19 protein-coding genes and 1 tRNA gene are annotated in these 21,819 nt (G+C 65.3%); 5 read left to right on the forward strand and 15 right to left on the reverse strand.

Annotation, left to right across the window (positions count from 1 at the left end; all coding sequences use genetic code 11):
* Positions 1–73: 73 nt before the first annotated feature.
* Positions 74–1,057, reverse strand: a complete 984-nt coding sequence (gene cobS / locus ACP15I_RS17415; RefSeq protein ID WP_424965580.1) for a cobaltochelatase subunit CobS — start codon at positions 1,055–1,057, stop codon at positions 74–76.
* A gap of 128 nt (positions 1,058–1,185) precedes the next feature.
* Positions 1,186–2,406, reverse strand: coding sequence for an NAD(P)/FAD-dependent oxidoreductase (locus ACP15I_RS17420; protein ID WP_424976055.1), 1,221 nt, complete (start codon positions 2,404–2,406; stop codon positions 1,186–1,188).
* 136 nt (positions 2,407–2,542) lie between these two features.
* On the opposite strand from ACP15I_RS17420, the gene msrB reads away from it, so the two are divergent.
* On the forward strand, positions 2,543–3,019 hold the full coding sequence (gene msrB, locus ACP15I_RS17425; protein WP_424976056.1) for a peptide-methionine (R)-S-oxide reductase MsrB: 477 nt from the start codon (positions 2,543–2,545) through the stop codon (positions 3,017–3,019).
* A gap of 9 nt (positions 3,020–3,028) precedes the next feature.
* Here msrB and ACP15I_RS17430 read toward each other — a convergent pair whose 3' ends face one another.
* The 4 genes from ACP15I_RS17430 to hemE form a co-directional block, all read right to left on the reverse strand.
* The gene (locus ACP15I_RS17430) at positions 3,029–4,570 is read right to left on the reverse strand and encodes an ATP-binding protein (protein WP_424976057.1); all 1,542 of its coding nucleotides are present in this window, start codon (positions 4,568–4,570) and stop codon (positions 3,029–3,031) included.
* Positions 4,571–4,724: 154 nt separating this feature from the next.
* The gene (gene metG, locus ACP15I_RS17435) at positions 4,725–6,443 is read right to left on the reverse strand and encodes a methionine--tRNA ligase (RefSeq protein WP_424976058.1); all 1,719 of its coding nucleotides are present in this window, start codon (positions 6,441–6,443) and stop codon (positions 4,725–4,727) included.
* A gap of 54 nt (positions 6,444–6,497) precedes the next feature.
* Positions 6,498–7,712 (reverse strand): MFS transporter, encoded by a 1,215-nt coding sequence (locus ACP15I_RS17440; RefSeq protein ID WP_424976059.1) that lies wholly within the window; start codon positions 7,710–7,712, stop codon positions 6,498–6,500.
* 60 nt (positions 7,713–7,772) lie between these two features.
* Positions 7,773–8,807, reverse strand: coding sequence for a uroporphyrinogen decarboxylase (gene hemE, locus ACP15I_RS17445; protein WP_424976060.1), 1,035 nt, complete (start codon positions 8,805–8,807; stop codon positions 7,773–7,775).
* Positions 8,808–8,911: 104 nt separating this feature from the next.
* Here hemE and hemC point away from each other — a divergent pair, with 104 nt between their 5' ends.
* Entirely contained in the window at positions 8,912–9,868 is a 957-nt protein-coding gene (hemC, locus tag ACP15I_RS17450) for a hydroxymethylbilane synthase (RefSeq protein WP_424976061.1), read from the forward strand.
* A 134-nt stretch (positions 9,869–10,002) separates the two neighbouring features.
* Positions 10,003–10,413, forward strand: a complete 411-nt coding sequence (locus ACP15I_RS17455; protein ID WP_424976062.1) for a hypothetical protein — start codon at positions 10,003–10,005, stop codon at positions 10,411–10,413.
* Positions 10,414–10,422: 9 nt separating this feature from the next.
* Here the strand turns inward: ACP15I_RS17455 and ACP15I_RS17460 are convergent, their stop codons facing one another.
* From ACP15I_RS17460 to urtA, 8 genes are all read right to left on the reverse strand, one after another.
* Complete coding sequence (locus ACP15I_RS17460; protein WP_424976063.1) at positions 10,423–11,430, reverse strand: threonine ammonia-lyase; 1,008 nt, start codon at positions 11,428–11,430, stop codon at positions 10,423–10,425.
* Positions 11,427–12,251, reverse strand: a complete 825-nt coding sequence (locus ACP15I_RS17465; RefSeq protein ID WP_424976064.1) for an alpha/beta fold hydrolase — start codon at positions 12,249–12,251, stop codon at positions 11,427–11,429. The genes ACP15I_RS17460 and ACP15I_RS17465 overlap by 4 nt, the downstream gene beginning before the upstream one ends.
* Positions 12,251–12,937 carry a haloacid dehalogenase type II gene (locus ACP15I_RS17470; protein ID WP_424976065.1) on the reverse strand — a complete coding sequence of 229 codons (687 nt, stop codon included), beginning with the start codon at positions 12,935–12,937 and terminating at the stop codon, positions 12,251–12,253. Before ACP15I_RS17470 ends, ACP15I_RS17465 begins: the two co-directional genes overlap by 1 nt.
* 213 nt (positions 12,938–13,150) lie before the next feature.
* The gene (urtE, locus tag ACP15I_RS17475) at positions 13,151–13,846 is read right to left on the reverse strand and encodes an urea ABC transporter ATP-binding subunit UrtE (RefSeq protein WP_424976066.1); all 696 of its coding nucleotides are present in this window, start codon (positions 13,844–13,846) and stop codon (positions 13,151–13,153) included.
* Position 13,847: 1 nt separating this feature from the next.
* Positions 13,848–14,585 (reverse strand): urea ABC transporter ATP-binding protein UrtD, encoded by a 738-nt coding sequence (gene urtD, locus ACP15I_RS17480; protein ID WP_424976067.1) that lies wholly within the window; start codon positions 14,583–14,585, stop codon positions 13,848–13,850.
* Positions 14,582–15,685, reverse strand: a complete 1,104-nt coding sequence (urtC, locus tag ACP15I_RS17485) for an urea ABC transporter permease subunit UrtC (protein WP_424976068.1) — start codon at positions 15,683–15,685, stop codon at positions 14,582–14,584. The genes urtD and urtC overlap by 4 nt, the downstream gene beginning before the upstream one ends.
* A 382-nt stretch (positions 15,686–16,067) precedes the next feature.
* Positions 16,068–17,681 (reverse strand): urea ABC transporter permease subunit UrtB, encoded by a 1,614-nt coding sequence (gene urtB, locus ACP15I_RS17490; RefSeq protein ID WP_424976069.1) that lies wholly within the window; start codon positions 17,679–17,681, stop codon positions 16,068–16,070.
* A gap of 107 nt (positions 17,682–17,788) precedes the next feature.
* Positions 17,789–19,072 carry an urea ABC transporter substrate-binding protein gene (urtA, locus tag ACP15I_RS17495; protein WP_424976070.1) on the reverse strand — a complete coding sequence of 428 codons (1,284 nt, stop codon included), beginning with the start codon at positions 19,070–19,072 and terminating at the stop codon, positions 17,789–17,791.
* A gap of 562 nt (positions 19,073–19,634) precedes the next feature.
* Between urtA and ACP15I_RS17500 the strand changes: the two genes are divergently transcribed.
* Positions 19,635–19,711, forward strand: a tRNA-Met gene (locus ACP15I_RS17500).
* 471 nt (positions 19,712–20,182) lie between these two features.
* Here ACP15I_RS17500 and gloB read toward each other — a convergent pair.
* Positions 20,183–20,953: a hydroxyacylglutathione hydrolase gene (gene gloB, locus ACP15I_RS17505; RefSeq protein WP_424965597.1), complete on the reverse strand. Its 771-nt coding sequence runs from the start codon at positions 20,951–20,953 to the stop codon at positions 20,183–20,185.
* Positions 20,954–21,118: 165 nt separating this feature from the next.
* On the opposite strand from gloB, the gene tmpT reads away from it, so the two are divergent.
* On the forward strand, positions 21,119–21,766 hold the full coding sequence (gene tmpT, locus ACP15I_RS17510; RefSeq protein ID WP_424965598.1) for a thiopurine S-methyltransferase: 648 nt from the start codon (positions 21,119–21,121) through the stop codon (positions 21,764–21,766).
* Positions 21,767–21,819 lie beyond the last annotated feature (53 nt).

Consider the following 21,819-nt stretch of genomic DNA (forward strand, 5'->3'; position numbering starts at 1 on the left):
GTGGGTTTGTGGGGCGATGCGGCGGCGCGGCGGGGGCCCCCGCGCCCCGCAGGCGGCGCGCGCCACCGGGCCGTTACCCCAGCGCGTTGGACGCGGCGCTCTCGGGCAGTTCCTCGTCAAAGCAACGCTGATAGAACTCGGCCACGGTCTCCCGTTCCAGTTCGTCGCACTTGTTGAGGAAGGTCAGCCGGAAGGCATAGCCCACATTGCGGAAGATCTCCGCATTCTGCGCCCAGGCGATCACGGTCCGTGGGCTCATCACTGTCGAGAGATCACCATTCATGAAGGCGGTCCGGGTCAGTTCCGCCACGGTCACCATATGGCCCACGGTCTTGCGCCCGGCCTCGGTGTTGTAATGGGGGTTCTTGGCCAGCACGATCGCCGCCTCTGCGTCATGGCTGAGATAGTTGAGCGTCGCAACAAGGCTCCAGCGGTCCATCTGGCCCTGGTTGATCTGCTGCGTGCCGTGATAGAGGCCCGTCGTATCCCCCAGGCCCACGGTGTTCGAGGTCGCGAAGATCCGGAAATACGGGTTCGGCGTGATCACTTCGTTCTGGTCCAGCAGGGTCAGCTTGCCGTCCACTTCCAGAACCCGCTGGATCACGAACATCACATCCGCGCGGCCCGCATCGTATTCGTCGAACACAATCGCAGTCGGATTGCGCAGCGCCCAAGGCAGGATCCCCTCGTGGAACTCGGTGACCTGCACCCCGTCCTTGAGCTTGATCGCGTCCTTGCCGATCAGGTCGATCCGGCTGATATGGCTGTCGAGATTGACCCGTACGCAGGGCCAGTTCAGCCGGGCCGCGACCTGTTCGATATGGGTCGACTTGCCTGTCCCGTGATAGCCCTGGATCATCACGCGGCGATTGTGAGAGAACCCGGCGAGGATCGCCAGCGTCGTGTCCGGGTCGAACTTGTAGGTGCTGTCGATATCCGGAACGCGGTCCGAGCCATCGGCGAACCCCTTCACCTTCATCTCCGTATCGATGCCAAACACTTCGCGGACCGAGATCTCTTCCGTGGGTTTGCCAATATCCAAGCTGCCGTCCGCCATTCGTGTCCCCGAATCTGTTGAGTCGCCCGGGCCAGACCCGGGGGGTATTTCTGCGCAACATATCGTAGGGCGCGCCGAGGGAAAGGGGGGTCCAGCCTGTCAGGGCGGGGTTTTCTCGCCCGATCCGCTCAGCCCGCCCGGGTTTTCGCCGCGATATCCTGTCCCGCCGCCCAGCCCGAAGACCAGGCCCACTGAAAATTGTACCCGCCGAGCCAGCCGGTCACATCCACGACCTCGCCGATGAAGTAGAGCCCGGGCTGGGTGCGGCTTTCGAGACTGCGGGAGGACAGCCCGTCGGTCTCGACCCCGCCCAGGGTCACCTCGGCCTTGCGGTAGCCCTCGGTCCCCGTGGGCTTGAGATGCCACTCCGTCAGCGCGTCCGTCACCGCCCGCAGATGCGCATCGCTGAGATCGGCGAGATTGCCGCGCCCGGCAAGCTCTGGGGCGACCCGGGCGGCGATGCTCTGGGCGAGACGCTTGGGCAGCCACTCGGTCAGGACCGTCGCCAGATCACGACGTCCGGACGTGCTGCGCCGGGTGCGCAATTCCTCGAAGAACGGGACCTCGGGACAAAGTTGCACCGTGATCCCGTCACCCTCGCGCCAATAGGAGGAAACCTGCAGGATCGCCGGGCCCGACAACCCACGATGGGTGAACAGGAGCGCTTCGTCGAAACTGGTGCCATTCGCTGCGATGCGGGCGGGGCTCGCCACGCCAGCCAGATCCGCAAAGGCAGCCTCGGCGCCAAAAGTCAGGGGCACGAGGGCGGGGCGTGTCTCGGTCAGGGCATGGCCGAATTGCCGCGCGAGGCGGTAGCCCTGATCGCTCGCCCCGATCTTGGGGATCGACTTGCCGCCACAGGCCACGACCAGATGCTGCGCGGTCACCTCCCGGCTCTGACCCTCTCGCGTCACACGCAGGCGGAACCGCGCCCCATCATGGGTGACCTCGTCGAGTGTGGTCCTGAGCCACAGAGCAGCGCCTGCCCGGTCCATCTCGTCGCGCAGCAGCCGGATGATGTCCTTGGAGGATGTATCGCAAAAGAGCTGGCCCAGGGTCTTTTCATGATACGGGATCCCGTGCCGCGCCACGAGATCGATGAAATCCCACTGGGTATAGCGGCTCAGCGCGGATTTCGCGAAATGCGGGTTGGCCGAGATGAAATTCTCGGGGCCAGCATACATGTTCGTGAAATTGCAGCGCCCGCCACCCGAGATCCGGATCTTTTCCCCCGGGTTCGCCGCGTGATCGAGCACGAGCACGCCCGGACCCGCATGGGCGGCGCACATCATGCCCGCGGCGCCAGCGCCGAGGATCACGGTGGTGTAACTGTCTTGCGGAGTGGCCATGGGCGCGGGATGGCCCAGCCGGGCGGCAGAGGCAAGCCCTCACGGGCGCACACAAGCGCGTGACGCGCCTGTCGTAATCGGGACAGGGACCGGACGCTGCGCTTATATACCTCTCACACGATCGAAAGGATGCCCCATGAACCGCCGTCACTTCCTTGCTGCCACGACCGGATTTCTGGCCAGCGTGGCCGTGCTGCCGCAGACCCTGATTGCGTCAGAGGGCACTTTCGAGATCACCATGAGCGAGGCGGAATGGCGCGAGCGCCTGACCCCGGCGCAGTTCAAGGTCCTGCGCAAGGAAAGCACCGAGCGCCCCTTCACCAGCCCGCTGAACGACGAGAAGCGGGACGGGACCTATCATTGCGCTGGCTGCGACCTGCCGCTTTATCCGTCGCGCACCAAGTATGACAGCGGCACCGGCTGGCCGTCCTTCTGGGAGCCGCTGGACAATGCCATCGGCACCAAGCCTGACCGCAAGCTCTTGCGGGTGCGCACCGAGGTGCATTGCCGCCGCTGTGGCGGGCATCTGGGCCATGTGTTCAACGATGGGCCGAAGCCGACGGGCAAACGTCATTGCCTGAACGGTGTGGCGCTGACATTCCGCGCGGCGTGATCCGAGGCCTCAGGCTGAGGGGCCGGAGCGTTTCACCGCCCGGTCAATCGCCGATTGCAGCTCGAACGGGTCCACCGGCTTGGGCAGGAAATCATCGATCCCGGCATTGCGGTAACGCGCCTGCACATCGCCGCCCACATGGGCCGAGCAGGCGATGATCGGTACGCCGCTCTTGTCGGGGGCGCTGGTCCGGATCTGCTCGGTTGCGCCCAGCCCGTCGAGCCCGGGCATGGTGATGTCCATCAGCACCAGATCAAAGCTGTCCGAGATGATCGCCTCCACCGCCTCGAACCCGTTGGACACCACGATCGGGTTGTGTCCCAGATCGCGGAGCATCGCCTCCATCACCTTCTGGTTCAGCTCATTGTCCTCGGCGATGAGGACATTCAGGCTCTCGGAGGTTGCGGCGAGGTCCGCCGCGCGGATCGGCGGGGCGGAGCGTGCGGTTTTCTCTTCCACCGGGGCGCTCAGCTCGAAATGAAAGGTCGAACCAGCGCCCGGGGTAGAGGTCACACCGATCTCGGCCCCCATGGCGCTGGCGATGTTGTGGCAGATCGACAGGCCAAGCCCCCAGCCGCCCCGATCCTTGCCGAAATCGCTCTCGATCTGGACGAAGGGACGGAAGAGAAGGGCCTGTTGTTCTTCGGAGATGCCGATCCCGGTATCGGTGACTTCCATGCGCATCCGGCAGATCCCGGCCCGGCGCGAGACTTCCGTGACCTTGAGCGTGATAGCGCCCTCATCCGTGTAGCGCAGGGCGTTGGCGAGGAAATTGTTGAGGACCTGTTGCAGGCGCACCTTGTCGGACAGAACGCAGTCGGGCAGATCCTCGTCGATCAGCACCTTCAGCGTGATGCCTTTTTCGGAGACCGAACTGTACCACCAGTCCGCCACCTGATCGAGCATGGGCTGGAGAAGGGTGGGCCGGGTCTCGACCCGCATCTGGCCAGTTTCCATATGGCTGAGATCCAGCAGATCGGTCAGCAGGTTCATCAGCTGCCCGCCCGCCGAGATGATCGCATTCACATGGCCGCGCCGCTTGGCGTCCAGATCCGACAGCTTGAGCAGTTGCGCAAAGCCGAGGATCGCGTTCATCGGTGTGCGGATCTCATGGCTCATGGCGGCGAGGAACCGGCTCTTGGCGCGGCTGGCATCCTCGGCCTTCATCAGGGCGCTCTGCAGGTCCTGGTGCAGCCCGTCCGTGCCATCATCCGCCGTCACGATCGAGAGAGAGCGTTCGAACAACCCGTCCTTGTCGCGCAGGGCCACGGCGGAGACCAGCACGGGAAACAGGCTGCCATCCTTGCGCAGAAAGACATTGCTCACGCGCTCGACCGACGAGGTGCGGATCAGGGTCGGAATGAACTCGGTGCGGACCCGATTGGCCGATTGCGGTGTCATGAAATCTGTCAGGTCCCGGCCGACCATCTCGGTCGGGTCATAACCCAGTCGCGAGGCCCAGTAGGCGCTGATTGCGACGATCACACCGTCCCGATCCACCGAATGCATCATCATCGGTGCTTTGGCAAAGAACTCCGAGAAGGGGTTCATCACATGTGACTGCAGGCCGTTTAGTGTCGTCTCAGGCATTGCGCCAAGTCCCTAGATCAGGTCCAAACCTACATTTGAGATAGACGTATGACCATCCCAAAGAGGCACTCCCCTGACAAAGAAGGTAGCTTTGCAATTTGCAAATGCAATGCGTTCAGCTGCGAATTCCGGAAAAACGTTCGGCCCAGTCCTCGCGGTCGCTGTCGGTGATCTTGGCGAAGGTCACTTCGGGGACGTCAAAGGCATGCTCCGGCGGCAGCGCTGAAAGGGCTTCGGCCACATCCTCGGGCCACTGGGCATCCTCGGCGCGCATGGCACGCAGCAGATCCGCACTGGCCGTGGGAATGAAGGGCGCCGAGAGCACCGCGTAGAACCGTACGAGGTTCAGGCCCAGCCGGATGATCGCGGCGGCCGCGTCCGGATCGGTCTTGAACACGGTCCAGGGGGCGGCGGCCTGCAGGTACTCGTTGCCGGCCACCCAGATACCCCGCAGCTCGGCCGCGGCCTTGCGCACATCCATGGCATCCATATGCCGTTCATAGGCGCGCAGCTTCTCTGTCAGATCCGCGATCAGCGCGTCCTCGGCGGGGCCATAGGCGCCGCCGCCCGGAACCGCCTCGCCGTATTTCGACCGGCAGAACTTCGTCACGCGGCTCGCGAAATTGCCCAGCACATCGGCCAGATCCTTGTTCACCGAGGCCTGGAAATTCTCCCATGTGAATTCCGCATCGGAGTTCTCCGGCGCATGGCTCAGAAGCCACCAGCGCCAGTAATCCGCCGGCAGGATCTCCAGCGCCTGATCCATGAAGACCCCGCGCCCCTGGCTCGTCGAAAACTGGCCACCATCATAGGTCAGGTAGTTGAAGGACTTGATGTAATCCACCAGCTTCCACGGCGCGCCGGACCCCATGATCGTGGCCGGGAAACTCAGGGTGTGGAAGGGGACGTTATCCTTGCCCATGAACTGGACATAGCGGACATCCTCGGCCCCCTTGTCGGTGCGCCACCACCGCTCCCACGCAGCATCGTCCAGACCATTTGCATCGGCCCATTCCGCCGTGCCCGCGATGTATTCGATGGGGGCGTCGAACCAGACATAGAAGACCTTGCCCTCCATCCCCGGCCAATCCTCGGTGCCCTTTTTGACCGGCACGCCCCAGTCCAGATCCCGGGTGATGCCCCGATCCTGCAACCCGTCGCCGTCATGGAGCCATTTCTTGGCAATCGACGTAGTCAGCACGGGCCAGTCGGTCTTGCTGTCGATCCAGGCATCCAGCTGATCCTTCAGCGCGGATTGGCGCAGGTAGAGATGCTTGGTCGCCCGCACCTCGAGATCTGTCGAGCCCGAGATCGCGCTGCGCGGCTCTATCAGGTCCGTCGGATCCAGCTGCTTGGTGCAATTCTCGCACTGATCCCCACGGGCCTTGTCATAGCCGCAATTGGGGCAGGTGCCCTCGATATAGCGATCCGGCAGGAACCGCCCATCCGCATGGGAATAGACCTGGCTTTCCTCGACTTCCTCGATCAGCCCATTCTCAGCGAGCTGTCCGGCGAAATACTGGGTCAGGGCCTTGTTCCGCTCGGACGAAGAGCGTCCGAAATGGTCAAAGCTCAGACCGAAGCGATCCGCGATATCCGACTGCACCGCATGCATCTCGGCGCAATACTCGGCCACGGGTTTTCCGGCCTTGGCCGCAGCCAGTTCGGCCGGGGTGCCGTGCTCATCGGTGGCGCAGATGAACATGACCTCGTTGCCCCGCGCGCGGCAGTAGCGCGCATAGAGATCCGCCGGAAGCTGACTGCCGACGAGATTGCCCAGATGCTTGATCCCGTTGATATAGGGAATCGCGGAGGTGATGAGGATGCGAGCCATGGCGCGGGACCTTCTGAAGTGCCCGCATGGCCTAACGCAGCCGCGCGCAGAGGTCTAGCGCTTGCGGCCCAGGAGCCGCCCGATGGTGAAGCTGGTGCGTGGCGTATAGACGTAATCGGTCCGCTCTGTCGGGGCGGCGCGCACCCGCATCCGCGCCAGGCTGAACCCCACCAGCATCAGATGCCCCATGGCCAGAAACACGAAGAGCGCCATGGGCCCGAACGCATCGATCAGCAGGGACGAGACGAGCGGGCTCGCAATCGCTCCGCTGGCAAAGAAGAACATCAGCGCCGCCGACAGTTCGACCCGCTCGTGGTCTTCGGCGAAGTCATGGGCGTGTGCGGCGGCCACCGAGAAGATCGGGAAGGTCGTTAGGCCAAAGAACAATGCGGCCCCGAATACGGCGAGGGTGCCGCTGCTCTGGGTGTAGATGGTCACACCGCAGCTCAGGATCGCGGCGAGCGAGAAGCCGATCATCACGTAGCGGCGGTCGAACCGGTCCGCGAGCCATCCGGCCGGGAATTGCGCCAATGCGCCGCCCAGAATGAAAGCGGCCAGGAACAGCCCGATCTGGTCGGGGCGCAGGCCGACCTCCTGCCCATAGATCGGTCCCACCATGCGAAAGGCCGCGGCTGTCAGACCGGCCACCACCACCGCCGCCGCGGCGAGGGGCGAGCGCGCGAAGGCGAGGCCCGGGCGCAGGCGCGGGGCCTTGGGGACCTCGGGCGCGGTGGTCTGCGTCAGGGCAAGCGGGAGGAGGGCCGCGCAGCACAGGATCGCCAGCAGGTTATACGACAGATAGGCTGCGGGCGGCAGCACGCCGATCATTAGCTGCGCCACCAGGGCCGCGCCCAGATCCACGAAGCGATAAAGCCCCATGGCCCGCCCGCGTGTCTCGTTGGTCAGGCGCGCCTGCAGCCAGCTTTCCACCACTGTGTAGCAGCCCGCGATGCACATTCCCGTCGCAATCCGCAGCCCGGCCCAGGCGATGGGATGGACCAGCATCATATGCGCCAGAAGCCCGATCGCCCCCGCTGCCGTGAACACGGCAAAGGCCCGCGCGTGCCCGACCGAGCCGAGGATGCGCGGCGCGCTCCAGCAGCCGAAGAAAAACCCGATGAAATGGGCCGAGCCGAGAAAGCCGATCTCGGCGGTGCTGAACCCCAGTGCTGAGCCCGAAATCGCGTCCAGCGGCCCCACCGCCCCGGAAGAGACCTGCAACAGGGCCACGGACGCGAACAGGGCCGCAAATGTGATGAGCAGGCGCATGGGGCAGCGGACCTCGCCGCGTCTTGGGTGCCCCGCCGAACTTGGCGGCAGGGCCCGGGATTACTGGGCGCGCACCGTGTCGATCATGAGCTGCACGTTCTCGGGATCCGCATCCGGGGTGATCCCGTGCCCGAGGTTGAAGATATGCGGCCCTTTCGAGAAGGCCTGCACGATCTCGCGCGTTTCGTCGATCAGGGCCTGGCCCCCGGTCACCATATGCGAAGAGGCGAGGTTGCCCTGCACGCAGCCATCGACCTGCACATGCTCGGCCGCCCAGGCGGCGGAGACGGAATTGTCCAGTGCCACGCAATCGGCGCCGGTCGCCTTGGCAAAGCCGATATAGCCGTCCCCCGCCTCGCGCGGGAAGGCGATGATCGGCACGTTCGGGTGCTTGGCCTTGAGCGCAGCGATGATCTTCTTGGTGGGCTCCAGCGCGTATTTGGTAAACGCTTCGCCCTTGAGCGATCCGGCCCAGCTGTCAAAGATCTTGACCGTCTCGGCGCCCGCTTCGATCTGCATGGACAGATAGGCAATGGTCGCCTCGGTCAGCCGGTCCATCAGGGCGTCGAACACCTCGGGCGCCTCGGCCATCAGCTTGTGCGCGGGGCCCTGGTCTGGGGTGCCGCGCCCGGCGATCATGTAGGTCGCCACAGTCCAGGGCGCGCCGGCGAAGCCGATCAGTGCGGTCTCGGACGGCAGCTCGCGCGACAGGATCCGCACGGTTTCATAGATCGGTGCCAGATGATCGTGGATCGCGTCCGCCGGTTTCAACGCGTTGAAACCGGCCATGTCCGTGATCGTCGACAGGCGCGGTCCTTCGCCCGTCACAAACCACAGGTCCGCTCCCAGCGCGTCGGGAATCAGAAGGATATCGGCAAAGAGAATCGCCGCATCGAACCCGTAGCGCCGGATCGGCTGCAACGTGACTTCGGCTGCCAGATCCGAGTTGTAGCACAGGGACAGAAAATCACCCGCTTCGGCCCGTGTCGCGCGATACTCGGGCAAATACCGCCCGGCTTGCCGCATCATCCAGATGGGTGGGACCTTTTGCGTCTCTCCGTCCAGCGCGCGGAGAAGTTTTTTTCTGTCAGTCATGGAGGTCATTCCTTAGTGTGTGGGACGACGAGTCCCCCTCGTGCTGTCAACGTTACACCGGTAATCGGTTGTCAAGTCAAGTTGACACATATAGAGAATGACCTATGGCTATCACACTTCCGTCCCCCGCTTCACCTCTCAAAATCGGCACACGTGGCTCTCCGCTGGCTTTGGCGCAGGCCCATGAGACGCGGTCGCGGCTCATGGCGGCCTTTGATCTGCCCGAGGCGGCGTTCGAGATCGTGGTGATCAAGACGACCGGGGACAGGGTGCTTGACCGCCCCCTGAAGGAGATCGGCGGCAAGGGCCTGTTCACCCGCGAAATCGAAGAGGACATGCTGTCCGGCAAGATCGATATCGCCGTGCATTCCATGAAAGACATGCCGGTGGAGCAGCCCGCGGGCCTGCTTCTGGATACCTATCTGCCGCGCGAGGATGTGCGCGATGCCTTTGTGACCCTGGATGGGGGCACGCTTGCGGATCTGCCCGAGGGCGCGGTGGTGGGGTCGAGCTCCCTGCGGCGCCGGGCGCAGCTTGCCCATCGGCGTCCCGACCTGAAACTGGTCGAGTTTCGCGGCAATGTGCAGACCCGGATGAAGAAGCTTGGCGACGGGGTGGCCGAGGCGACTTTCCTCGCCATGGCCGGGCTCAACCGTCTGGGCATGGACGAGGTGCCGCGCACGGCGATCTCGCCCGAGGACATGCTGCCCGCGGTCGCCCAGGGCTGCATCGGGATCGAGCGCCGCGCCGACGATATGCGCGCCGCCGAGATGTTGGCGGCAATTCACGACGGCCCCTCGGGGCAGCGACTGGCCTGCGAGCGCGCCTATCTCGCGGCGCTGGACGGGTCCTGCGAAACACCCATCGCGGGGCTGGCGGAGCTGAAGGACGGCACCGTCCATCTGCGGGCGGAGATTCTGCGCCCCGACGGCTCGGATGTTCTGATCGATGCGGAAACCGCACCAATTGAGGATGCCGCGAAAATGGGCACTGAGGTCGCCGAGAGATTGCGCGCGCGCGCACCCAAGGACTTCTTTAGCTGGCTTACTGTGCAAGTCTGACGGATTCTGGCCGGTTTTCGCCACAGCATGCGACGGATCGCTGCGCTGCGGCGAGCGGTCTCTTTGGGAAATCTCAATCTCTGTCAGACTAGGTTTACCAAGTTTTCCGTGCCGCGAGTATTTTGAGGCCTGACATGACGTATCTACCGGCAGAGGCGTTGCGAGACGTCCCAAACGACGATCAGACACAGCACGTCCTCACCTTGATCCGCCAGCGCGCGGATGCATCGCGCAGTGCCGCGCGACTTGATCTCTTCAAGGCCTGTGCCGTCCTGTCCCTCCGGGAAGAGGCCTCGGCCTATGATTTCGCCGATGCGGTGGCGCGCACGCTGGGGCAGGCGCTGGAACGCGCACCCGAATGGCATGGGCCCGAGGCGGGCAGCATCACCTTTGACGAGACATGGCTGCTGCGTCTGGTCGAACGGTCGATTGCCTGTGACAGCGCCAGCGTGGCCTTCCTGATCTCCAGCCGGGTGCCCCGGGGCAAGCGCGCGTCGCTCGCCTATCTGGTGAACGGGCTCGCCGCGCGGGTCGAGGCCGCCTGACGCGGCATCTCAGGACTCGGTGGGCGCTGGGCTGTGCCCAGGCCCGCGTGCCAAGGCGCGGGCCAGCATCCCGGGTTCGACATTTCCGCCCGTGGCGATGGCGATCACATCCGGACCTGCGCACGCCCCGGGCTGGAACAGCGCGGCGGCCAGGGCCACGGCGCCGCCGGGCTCCAACACCAGTTTCAGATGCTGCGCGGCCAGGGCCATGGCCCGCAGCGCGTCATCTTCGCTGACCACCAGCCCGGGCCCGGCCCGCGCCTGCAGGACGGGAAAGGTCAGCTGCCCCGGGGTCGGTGTCAGGATCGCATCGCAGATCGAACCGCTGCGCTGCGTATTGGTCACCCGCGTCCCCGCCGCGAGGGAGCGGGCCATGTCGTCGAACCCCTCCGGCTCCACGGTGCGCACCCGCAGATCCGGCGCGGTGTCCGCCAGTGCCAGCGCCGTGCCGGCACTGAGACCGCCGCCCCCGCAACAGACCAGCACATCTGCTGTGTGGATCCCGACCTCGGCCGCCTGTTCGGCAATCTCCAGCCCGGTTGTGGCCTGACCGGCCATCACCTGCGGATGGTCATAGGGCGGGATCAGGGTCAGACCGCGCGCCTCCATGAGCGCCGCGCCGATCTCCTCCCGGTTTTCCGTGGCGCGATCGTAAAAGACCAGCTCCGCCCCCATCGCCCGGGTCGTCTCCGCTTTGATCGCGGGGGCGTCGCGGGGCATGATGATCAGCGCAGGCACGCCAAAGGCCTTGGCGGCGCGCGCCACCCCCTGGGCATGGTTCCCGCTGGAATAGGCGACCACACCGCGCCTCTGCCCGGTCTCCGTCAGGGCGGACACCGCCGCCCAGCCTCCCCGCGCCTTGAAAGAGCCCGTATGCTGCAGCGCTTCGGCCTTCACCCAGACCCTGCGCCCGGCAACTGCGTCGAGCGCGGGCGCGTGCAGCAGGGGCGTGCGCCGGATATGGCCCGCAAGCCGCGCGGCAGCCGCGCGGATCATCCCGGGGTCCGGTGCGGTCATGCGCCGAGTGCTGAGATGAAAGCACGCAGCGCAGCGATGCTTTCCGGCTCGTCAAGATAGGGGATATGGGCCCGGTCCGGCACCTCGGCCACGATCATGTCCGGGCGGCGGCGCGTCATCTCGGCCACCGTCTCGGCGCTCAGAAGATCGGAATTGGCCCCGCGAATGATCGCCAGAGGCAGCCCCTCGAAGGCATCGAAAAACGGCCAGAGATCAGGGGCCGGGGTCGCGCCGGATTCCAGCACCGCGTCGCGCAGCTTCGGATCATAGGTGATCTGCAGCCCACGCTCGGTCTCGGTATAATGCTTGGTCACTTCCTCCATCCAGCGGCTGGCGGGCACATTGGCAAAGCCGCGCATCAGCTTGGGCAGTTCGGCGGCCATTTCCGCATGGGTTTTGAAGGAGGGGTTATGTCCCAGATAGCCCTTGATCACGTCGATCCCCTTGGGGTCGAGTTCGGGCCCGATATCGTTCAGGCACACGCCCAGGAGCCGGTCCTTGACCACCGCCGCAAGCCCCATGGCGATCAGCCCGCCGCGCGAGGTCCCGAGGATCGCGGCCTTGTCGATGCCGAGATGATCCAGCAGTTGCAGCGCGTCGGTCCCCTCCTGCTGCAAGGTGTAGCTGGCGTGATCGGCCCAGTCGCTTTGTCCGCGGCCCCGATAATCCATCCGGATCACCCGGCAGCCCGTGAGATGAGGCATGGCGTAATCGAAATCGCGGGTGGTCCGCGTCAGGCCCGACAGGCACAAAAGCGGCACACCCGTGCCTTCATCGCTGTAGAACAGGCGGGTGCCATCGGGGGCGGTGATCTGGGGCATCAGAACTCTTTCACAAGGACGGGGAGGGGACGCAGATCCGCGAGGACCCGGTCCGGGGTGGCGGGCAGCCGGTCGACCGGCTCGGAGGCACGGTTGGCCCAGGCTGTGCGGAAGCCGTAAGCGGCCGCCGAAGCGGCATCCCAGCCATTGGACGAGACAAACAGAACCTCCTCCGGGGCGCAGTTGAACCGGGCGCCCACAAGGTCGTAGACCAGTGCGGCGGGCTTGAAGATCGACACCGACTCGACGCTGAGCACATCGTCGAGAAGCGGGCCGAGACCGGCACTGTTCACAGCACCCGCCAGCATGTCCGGCGAGCCGTTGGACAGGATCCCCGTGGCAAGACCCTGATCCTTGAGGGCTTGCAGCATGGCGGGCACCTCCGGATAGGCCGACAGCTCCCAGTAGAGCTGCAAGAGCCGCGCGCGCAGGTCCGGGTCGGCCTGATCCGAGGCTTCGAGCGCCCAGTCGAGCCCGTCCTGCGTTACCTGCCAAAAATCGCAATGATGCCCGGTGATCGCGCGCAGCCAGGTGTATTGTAGCTGTTTGAGCCGCCAGTTCTGCGCGATCTCGGGCCATTTGTCGGCAAAGGCCTCGCGCCCCGGTTCTGCGGCGGCCTCGCGGGCTGCGGCGCTGACATCAAACAGGGTGCCATAGGCGTCGAAAATGCAGGTGGTGATGGTCATCTGAGGCTCCGTTCTGGCGCGAGGATGACCCGCGCAGGGAAGCGGCGCAAGTCACCTTCCGGCGCGCGCCTGGCCTCATTGTTCCCAAAATACTCCCGCCGGAGGCGTCTGTCCGTGACACCCATGCGCGGCTGACGGGCGCGCGCAGCTTCACACCCCGGGGGCGCTGTCCCCGGACCCCTGGAGTATTTCAGGAACAATGAAAGGGGCGTGTCAGACGGTCAGAAGTCCGCGCAGTTCGGTTTCATCCATCTCGGCGCGGGTGCCGGACTTGATGATCTGGCCGCGATCCATCACCGCGAAGCTGTCGCAGAGATCGCGGGCGAAGTCGAAATACTGTTCCACCAGCAGGATGGCCATGTCGCCCCTGTCGCGCAGGAAGCTGATGGCGCGCCCGATATCCTGGATGATGGAGGGCTGGATGCCTTCGGTGGGTTCATCCAGTACCAGAAGGCGGGGGCGCATCACGAGGGCGCGTCCGATGGCGAGCTGCTGCTGCTGGCCGCCCGAAAGATCGCCGCCGCGGCGTCCGAGCATGTCCTTGAGCACCGGGAATAGGGTGAAAACCTCGTCCGGCACATGGCGCAGGCTGCGGGGCAGGGCGCCGAAGCCGGTCTCGAGGTTCTCCTGCACAGTGAGCAGGGGGAAGATCTCGCGCCCTTGCGGCACCGAGGCGATCCCGGCCCGGGCGCGGCTGTCAGCGCGCAGGCGCGACAGGTCGGCGCCTTCCCAGTCCATGCGGCCCGCCGAGATCGGCTGGCGCCCGGTGATGGCCCGCAGAAGGGTCGTTTTGCCCACACCATTGCGCCCCAGCACGGTGGTGACCTTGCCGGTTTCCGCCGTGAGCGAGACGCCGCGCAGCGCCTGGGCGGCGCCGTAGTGGAGGTCGATGTTTTCGATCGTCAGCATCTCAGCGCCCCAGATAGACTTCGATGACTTGTGGGTTCGCCGAGACATGGTCCAGCGATCCCTCGGCCAGCACATGGCCCTGATGCAGGACGGTGACGCGGCAGTCGAGGGCGCGCACGAAATCCATGTCATGCTCGACCACGATCACCGTGTGCTGCCCGGCAATGCCCCGCAGCAGTTCCGCCGTGCGCATGGTTTCGGCATCGGTCATGCCGGCGGCGGGTTCATCCACCAGCAAAAGCTCCGGATCCTGGGCGAGCAGCATTCCGATCTCCAGCCATTGCTTTTGCCCGTGGCTGAGATCTGCGGCCAGCCGGTCCCGGTCGCCGTCAAGTTTGACCAGTTCCAGAAGCTCGGTGATTTTCGTCTCTTCTGCCGCGGTCCGGCGGTTGAACAGCGTGGTCCAGACCGAGCGGTCCGCCTTGAGGCTCAGCGCGATATTGTCCGCCACCGTATGGGTCTCGAATACCGTGGGTTTCTGGAACTTCCGTCCGATGCCGAGGCGGGCGCTGTCGGCCTCGTCGGTCTTGGTCAGATCCACGGTCTGGTTCCACAGGACTTCGCCCTCATCGGGGCGGGTCTTGCCGGTGATGATGTCCATCATCGTGGTCTTCCCGGCGCCATTGGGGCCGATGATCGCGCGCATCTCACCCTTTTCCACATGGAGGCTGAGGTCGTTGATCGCCTTGAACCCGTCAAAGCTGCGGTTCACGCCGTTCAGGGACAGCTGGATGCTCATGCCTTTGCCTCCTCAGGGGACGCGCCCGGTTTGGGTTTTCGCTGCAGGGCGTTTTCCACCACGCCCAGCACGCCCTTGGGCATGAAGATCGTCACGAAGATGAAGAGCGCGCCGAGGGCGAAGAGCCAGATCTCGGGGAACCAGCCCGTGAGCAGGGTTTTGGACAGGGCCACGAGGATCGCGCCGATGGCCGCGCCCACCAAGGTGCCGCGCCCGCCCAGGGCGACCCAGATCACGATCTCGATGGAGTTCGCGGGGCTGAACTCGCCCGGGTTGATGATGCCAACCTGGGGCGTATAGAGCGCGCCTGCCACGCCTGCCATCATGGCCGAGACGGTCCAGACGAAGAGCTTGTAGCTCTCGACCCGGTAGCCGAGAAAGCGCGTGCGGCTCTCGGCGTCCCGGACGCAGACGAGGATCTGGCCGAGCTTGGAGGTGGTGATCGCCTTGGAGATCAGCAGGCCAGCGGTCAGGGCCAGCGCCGAGAGCGCGAAGAGGGCGGCCCGAGTGCTGTCCGATTGCAGGTCGAAGCCGAGGACGTCCTTGAAATCCGTCAGGCCGTTATTGCCGCCGAACCCCATCTCGTTGCGGAAGAAGGCGAGCATCAAAGCATAGGTCATGGCCTGAGTGATGATTGACAGATACACGCCCGTGACCCGGGACCGGAAGGCGAACCAGCCAAAGACAAACGCCAGAGCACCGGGGACCAGGAGGACCATCAGGCAGGCGAACCAGAACTGATCAAACCCGTACCAGAACCACGGAAGCTCCTGATAATTAAGAAAAACCATGAAATCCGGCAGGTCGGGATTGGCATAGACGCCCCGGTCTCCGATCTCACGCATCAGGTGCATGCCCATGGCATAGCCGCCCAGAGCAAAGAAAGCGCCATGGCCGAGGGAGAGGATGCCCGTATAGCCCCAGACCAGATCGAGCGCGACGGCGAGAAGCGCGTAGCAGAGATACTTGCCGAGCAGGCTGACGACATAGGACGGGACTGGCTGGCCCTCCATCCACAGGTTGCCGGCGGGGATGGCGACCGTGAGGACAAAGAGCCCGGCGAGGAAAATGCCCATGCGACGGTCGATGAGACGGCTCATAGCAGGCCTCCGGGGGTGAGTGAGGAAAGGGGGCTCCCGCCCGTCGTTGCCGCCCTGCCGGGCAGCGCCTCCCGTTGGGCCGGGCCGCGTGCGGGCGCACGCGGCGGACGCGCCTCAGGCCAGGCGGTGGTCGTCAAAAGGCCCTGGGGAGTCCGGGCGAGACCACCGCGCGCGCATGCGCGCGCGGCTGGGCCCAACGCCGGATGAGGGACCGCGAAGCGGTCCGAAAGCCGGAGGCGGGAGAGCCACGAATCCCCCTGCCAGAGAGGTTCAACACCCTGGGTCCGACCCGGTCGGCCCTGCGTCGGCCCTGCGTCGGGCATGTGTCGGGCAAGTGTCGGGCATCGGCGCGCGGCGGGGTCACGATGTGTTAAGGTCATCGTCAATTCTCCACCGCCCGGCCCTTCACCGCGAAGAGCCCGCGCGGCCGCTTCTGGATGAAGAGGATGATGAAAACGAGCACCAGGATCTTGGCCAGCACCGCCCCTGCATAGGGCTCCAGGAACTTGTTCGCGATGCCCAGCGAAAACGCCCCGGCCAGCGTGCCCCAGATATTCCCGGCCCCGCCGAAGACGACCACCATGAAACTGTCCACGATGTAGCTCTGGCCGAGATTCGGCGACACGTTGTCGATCTGGCTGAGCGCCACGCCCGCCAGCCCGGCAATCCCGGCGCCCAGACCAAAGGTCATCGCATCGACCCAGCCGGTCCGGATCCCCATATTCGCCGCCATCGCCCGGTTCTGGGTCACGGCCCGCATCTGCAGCCCGATCGGCGTCTTCTTCAGCACGAAGAGCAGGATCGCAAACACCGCCAGCGCAAAGAGCAAAATCCACAGCCGGTTATAGGTGATCGTCATCTGCCCGACCTCGAACGCGCCGGACATCCAGCTCGGATTGCCCACCTCGCGGTTGTTCGGCCCGAAGATCGAGCGCACGGTCTGTTGCAGGATCAGGCTGATCCCCCAAGTCGCCAGCAGCGTCTCCAGCGGGCGGCCATAAAGAAACCGCACGCAGCCGCGCTCGATCGCCACGCCGACGCCGCCCGCAATCACAAAGGCCAGCGGGGCCGCGATCAGCAGCGACCAGTCAAAGAGCCCGGGGAACGAGGAACGGATGATCTCTTGTACGAAAAACGTCGTATAGGCCCCGATCATCACCAACTCGCCATGGGCCATGTTGATCACGCCCATCACGCCGAAGGTGATCGCAAGCCCGATCGCCGCCAGCAGCAGGACCGAGCCCAGGGACAGGCCGAACCACACATTCTGCGCCATGTTCCACAGGCGCTGGTTGTCCTCGATGGCCCTGACCGCGTCCGCCGCTGCCGCCGCGAGCGTCGGGTTCGTGGCCTGCAGGAGCGGGGTCAGAACGCCGAGCGCCTCCTGATTGCCCATCTCGCGCAGCACCTCGATGGCCGCAACCTGCTCGGCTTCGGGCAGATCGCCCTCCAGCACGGTTGCGGCAATGGCAAAATCGAGCGCCTCGGCAACACCCTCGTCGCTTTCTTCGTTGCGAGCGGCGCGCAACAGCTCCAGCTGGTCCACATTCGGGGCGCGGAAGGCCGCCTCGGCAGCCGCCAGGCGCAGGGCCGGATCCGGGGCGCGCAGGGTGAGCGTGCCGATGGCCGCACGGATGTCCCGGCGCAGCCCGTTATTCACCCGGATCTTTGTCGAGCCGCGCCGGGGCACGATCCCGTATTCCTCGCCGGTCAGCGCATCATAGGCCACGTCGTCATCGGCGACCTCGCGCACTTCGACCACGCGGTCATTGGCTTTCAGCACATGCAGATTGCCCTCGAGCAGCACCTCGAGCACCGGCACGGCGCGCGGATCCCCCAGCACGCCCAGCTGTGTCACCACGGCTGCGCGTTCGGGAAACTTGCCATCGGGCAACTTGGCCACAAGCTCTTCGAAGGTTTGAGCCGACGCGGCGGGCGCGGTCAGGGCGGCAAGACAAGTCAACAGGGCCGCGACGCAGAGGCGAAGAAGGGTCATGGTGTCTCTCGGGGGTCAGAGAAGATCACGGCCCCGCCGCAGAAGCAGGGGGCCATGACAGTCAGGCGGTGTCGCGACCCGGCAAGGGCCGCGACAGGGGGCAGGGCTTAGGAGCCGCCGCCGCAGACGCCGGTTTCGGTGTTGAAGTTGCCGCAGGACATGGGCGGCAGCCAGTTGGAGATCAGCGGCGCGCTCTCGGGCAGGTGGTCGGACCACGCATCGCCCCGCACGAGGCCGGAGGTTTCCCACACAACGTCGAACTGACCGTCATCCTGGATCTCGCCCACCAGCACCGGCTTGGTGATGTGGTGGTTCGGCAGCATGGTGGAATAACCACCGGTCAGGTTCGGCACGGAGACGCCGACAATGCTGTCGATGACCGCATCCGGATCCGTGGTGCCCGCAGCCTCGACGGCCTCGACCCACATGTTGAAGCCGATGTAATGGGCTTCCATCGGGTCGTTGGTCACGCGGTCTTCGTCGCCGATGAAATCGATCCAGGCATCGATGAACGCGTCATTCTCGGGCGTGTCCACGGACATGAAGTAGTTCCATGCCGCCAGGTGACCGACGAGCGGTTCGGTGTCGAGGCCGGCGAGCTCTTCCTCACCCACGGAGAAGGCCACCACGGGGATGTCTTCGGCGGAGATGCCCTGGTTGCCCAGTTCCTTGTAGAACGGCACGTTGGCGTCGCCATTGATGGTCGAGACCACGGCGGTTTTCTTGCCCGCGCCGCCGAAGGAGGCGATGTCGGACACAATCGTCTGCCAGTCGGAGTGACCGAAGGGCGTGTAGTTGATCATGATGTCCTCGGCAGCGACGCCTTTGGACTGCAGATAGGCTTCGAGGATCTTGTTGGTGGTGCGGGGATAGACATAGTCGGTGCCCGCGAGGACCCAACGCTCCACGCCTTCTTCGTTCATCAGGTAATCCACCGCCGGGATCGCCTGCTGGTTCGGGGCCGCACCGGTGTAGAACACGTTGCGCTGGCTTTCCTCACCTTCGTACTGCACCGGGTAGAACAGCAGGGAGTTCAGCTCTTCGAAGACCGGCAGCACGGATTTGCGCGACACGGAGGTCCAGCAGCCGAACACCACGTCCACGCCATTGCCCTCGATCAGCTCGCGCGCCTTCTCGGCAAAGAGCGGCCAGTCGGAAGCCGGGTCGACCACGACCGCCTCGAGCATCTTGCCGTTCACGCCGCCCTTCTTGTTCTGCTCTTCGATGAGCATCAGCATGGCGTCCTTGAGCGTCGTCTCGGAGATCGCCATCGTCCCGGAGAGCGAGTGCAGGATGCCGACCTTGATTGTCTCGTCCTGTGCCAGCGCCGTGGTGGACATGAGGGCCGTGGCGACGCCGCCCAGCAGCAAGGATTTCCCAAATTTTGTCATATGCTTGTTTCCCAAAGCCATGACTGCGTGGGGGCAGGTACGGGCCCGATGGATTGAAACCGGACCAGGATCTGCATACATGCCCATACGCAGCGTTTTTTTGTTGCATTGTGCGGCGGCAGAGAACTGCCAGGAACGACGCCGTCGCACACCTCCTGCGCCCTGAGCGGCTGACCGCAACTGAGCGCGGGGGCAACTTCGACCAGCCATCCCGTCGGAAGAACCGAGAATCGCGCTGTCAGCGCCACCAGAGCGCGTCAACCGGCAAGAATTGAGCGCATCTGCTCGCGTTTTGCGCGGTGTGACTAATTTGTGCGCAGTTCTCAAAGCTGTTTTGCGCGGTTTTCTGCGTATGCACGCCCTCTGCCGCATTGCAGCGTCACGCACAGGATTTCACGCGCGGCGGCGCGCAGCCCGCGCCACAGGCACCCCGGGCAGGGGCGCGGCACCCCGGGCGGGGCGCGAAGCGGGTCTTTCTGTCGCCCCGGCCATGTCAGGTCGCGAAGTCGCGCGAAAGGCTCTTGACGCCCCCACACGGGTGTCATACCCAGCCGCGCACGATGGCGTGGTAGCTCAGTTGGTTAGAGCGAACGACTCATAATCGTTAGGTCGGGAGTTCAAGTCTCCCCCACGCCACCACCTCCTGCAGCAGAGAGAGCGAGCCCCGGGCCCGTTCCGCCCGCCGAGCGTCGACTGGCGACGAGGAGACCTATGATCCCCCTGTCTTTTCAGTGTGCCGCCGTGGCCGCGTTGGGCCCGTGATCCGGGTGGCGGCGTGTTGAATGGGCGGGCGTGACGCTGACCGGCGCGCCATCGGACATGTGGCCCTGCAAGAGGTGTCAGGCGGGGCAGGGCAAAGGCCTGTGCCACCGACCTAAGGCCATTTGGGCGGGCACGCGGGTCACGTGGACATTGGGGCATCTGCAGCGCCGGGGAAGCTCCGGCAAGCGCCCCTCCGCAATCATGCGCCTGACCGTGGTCATGCGGGGTGAGGATCCCGCGCCGGGATCCTCGGGGCAGAGCGGGCGAGCGCAGGATCACCATCCTGCATGTCGTGAAGGGTGATGTGGGTCCGCGCCGTCCGGCACGGACGGCGCCACCGGGCCGTGCTCAGGCGTTGTCTTTGCGGCGGCGGATCTCGGTGAATACCTCGGCATCGCTTGCCCCTTCCATCCCCAGATGGGCCCGGATCGCGGGATCGGCGGCGCGCAGGAAGGGGTTGGTCGCCAGCTCCTCGGCCAACGTGGTCGGCACTGTCGGCTTGCCCTGAGCCCGCAGGGCTTTCACGGTCGCGGCCTTCTCGCGCAGGGCGGTGTTGTCGGGATCCACGGTCAGGGCAAACCCGGCATTCGCCTCGGTATATTCATGGCTGCAATAGATCACCGTCTCGGGCGGCAGGGTGGTCAGCTTCTGCAGGCTGGTATGCATCATCGGCCCGTCGCCCTCAAAGAGCCGCCCGCATCCCATCACGAACAGGGTGTCCCCGGTGAAGACCACCCTCTCGACGGGCAGGTAGAAGTTGATCATGTCCGTGGTATGGCCCGGCGTGTGCAGCACCTCGACCCGGTGCCCGGAGAACTCGAAGCTCTCGCCATCGCCGTAGCGGGTGTCCACCCCTGCGATGGGCTGGCTCACGGGCTTCGGGCCGATCACGGTGCAGCCCGTGGCGGCCTTCACCTCTTCGATCCCGTCGGTGTGGTCATGGTGGTGATGGGTCACCCAGATCTCGGTCAGCCCCCAGCCGGTCTTGTCCAGCGCGGTCATCAGGGCTGCGGCCTCGCCAGCATCCACGGACGCGGTCTGACCCGAGGACGGATCATGCAGCAGCACGCCGTAATTCGCGCCGGGACCATAGGGGTATTGATAAATCTCGAGTGCCATATCGCTTGCCTCCACGCTCTGGGTTCAGACAATCGAAGCGCGCTTTGTTTGGCAAGGGCAGGCAGACCGCGCCCGCGGATTTCTCGCCATGTCGCGGGCTGCCCTCTTGACCCGGCCCCCCGCCGGAAGGCAGCACTCGGGGGCAACAGAGGAGATGAGGCGCGGATGGACGAGGCATTCTGGGAGGAAAGGTGGCGCGAGAACCGGATCGGGTTTCACGAACCCGAGGCCAACGCGCTGCTGACGGATCACTGGGCCGCGCTGGCCCTGGCCCCGGGCGCGCCGGTCTTCGTGCCGCTCTGTGGCAAGAGCCTCGATCTCGACTGGCTGCGGGACCGGGGCTTTGCCGTGACCGGGGTGGAGTTCAACCGCATGGCCGTCGCCGAGGTATTCGACCGGCTGGGCCTTGCGCCGCAGGTTTCGCGGCTGGGGGCGCTCGAGTGTTTTGAGGCGCCGGGTCTGCGTCTGTTCGTGGGCGATGCCTTTGCCCTGACCGCCGAGATGCTGGGCCCCGTGGCGGCGATCTATGATCGTGCGGCGCTGATCGCCCTGCCGCCCGAGACCCGGCCGCGCTATGCCCGGCATTTGGTGCAGGTCACCGGGGCCGCGCCGCAATTGCTGGTCACCCTGACCTATGACCAGAGCCAGACCGACGGCCCGCCCTTCTCGGTGCCCGTCGATGAAGTCGCCCGCCACTACGCCGAGACCTACGAGATCGAGATCCGCGCGACCCGTCCGCTGGGCGGTCCGGTGGCCCTGCGTGCGGGGGGCGGCGAAGAGCGGGTCAGCCAGCTTCGCCCGAAACTGCGCTAGGCCCGGCGGTCACGTTTCTGCGAGGCGCGCGCCTGCGACTGGCCCGGGGGCGG

This window comes from Dinoroseobacter sp. S124A (genome assembly GCF_049801015.1).
Classification (GTDB): Bacteria; Pseudomonadota; Alphaproteobacteria; order Rhodobacterales; family Rhodobacteraceae; genus Dinoroseobacter.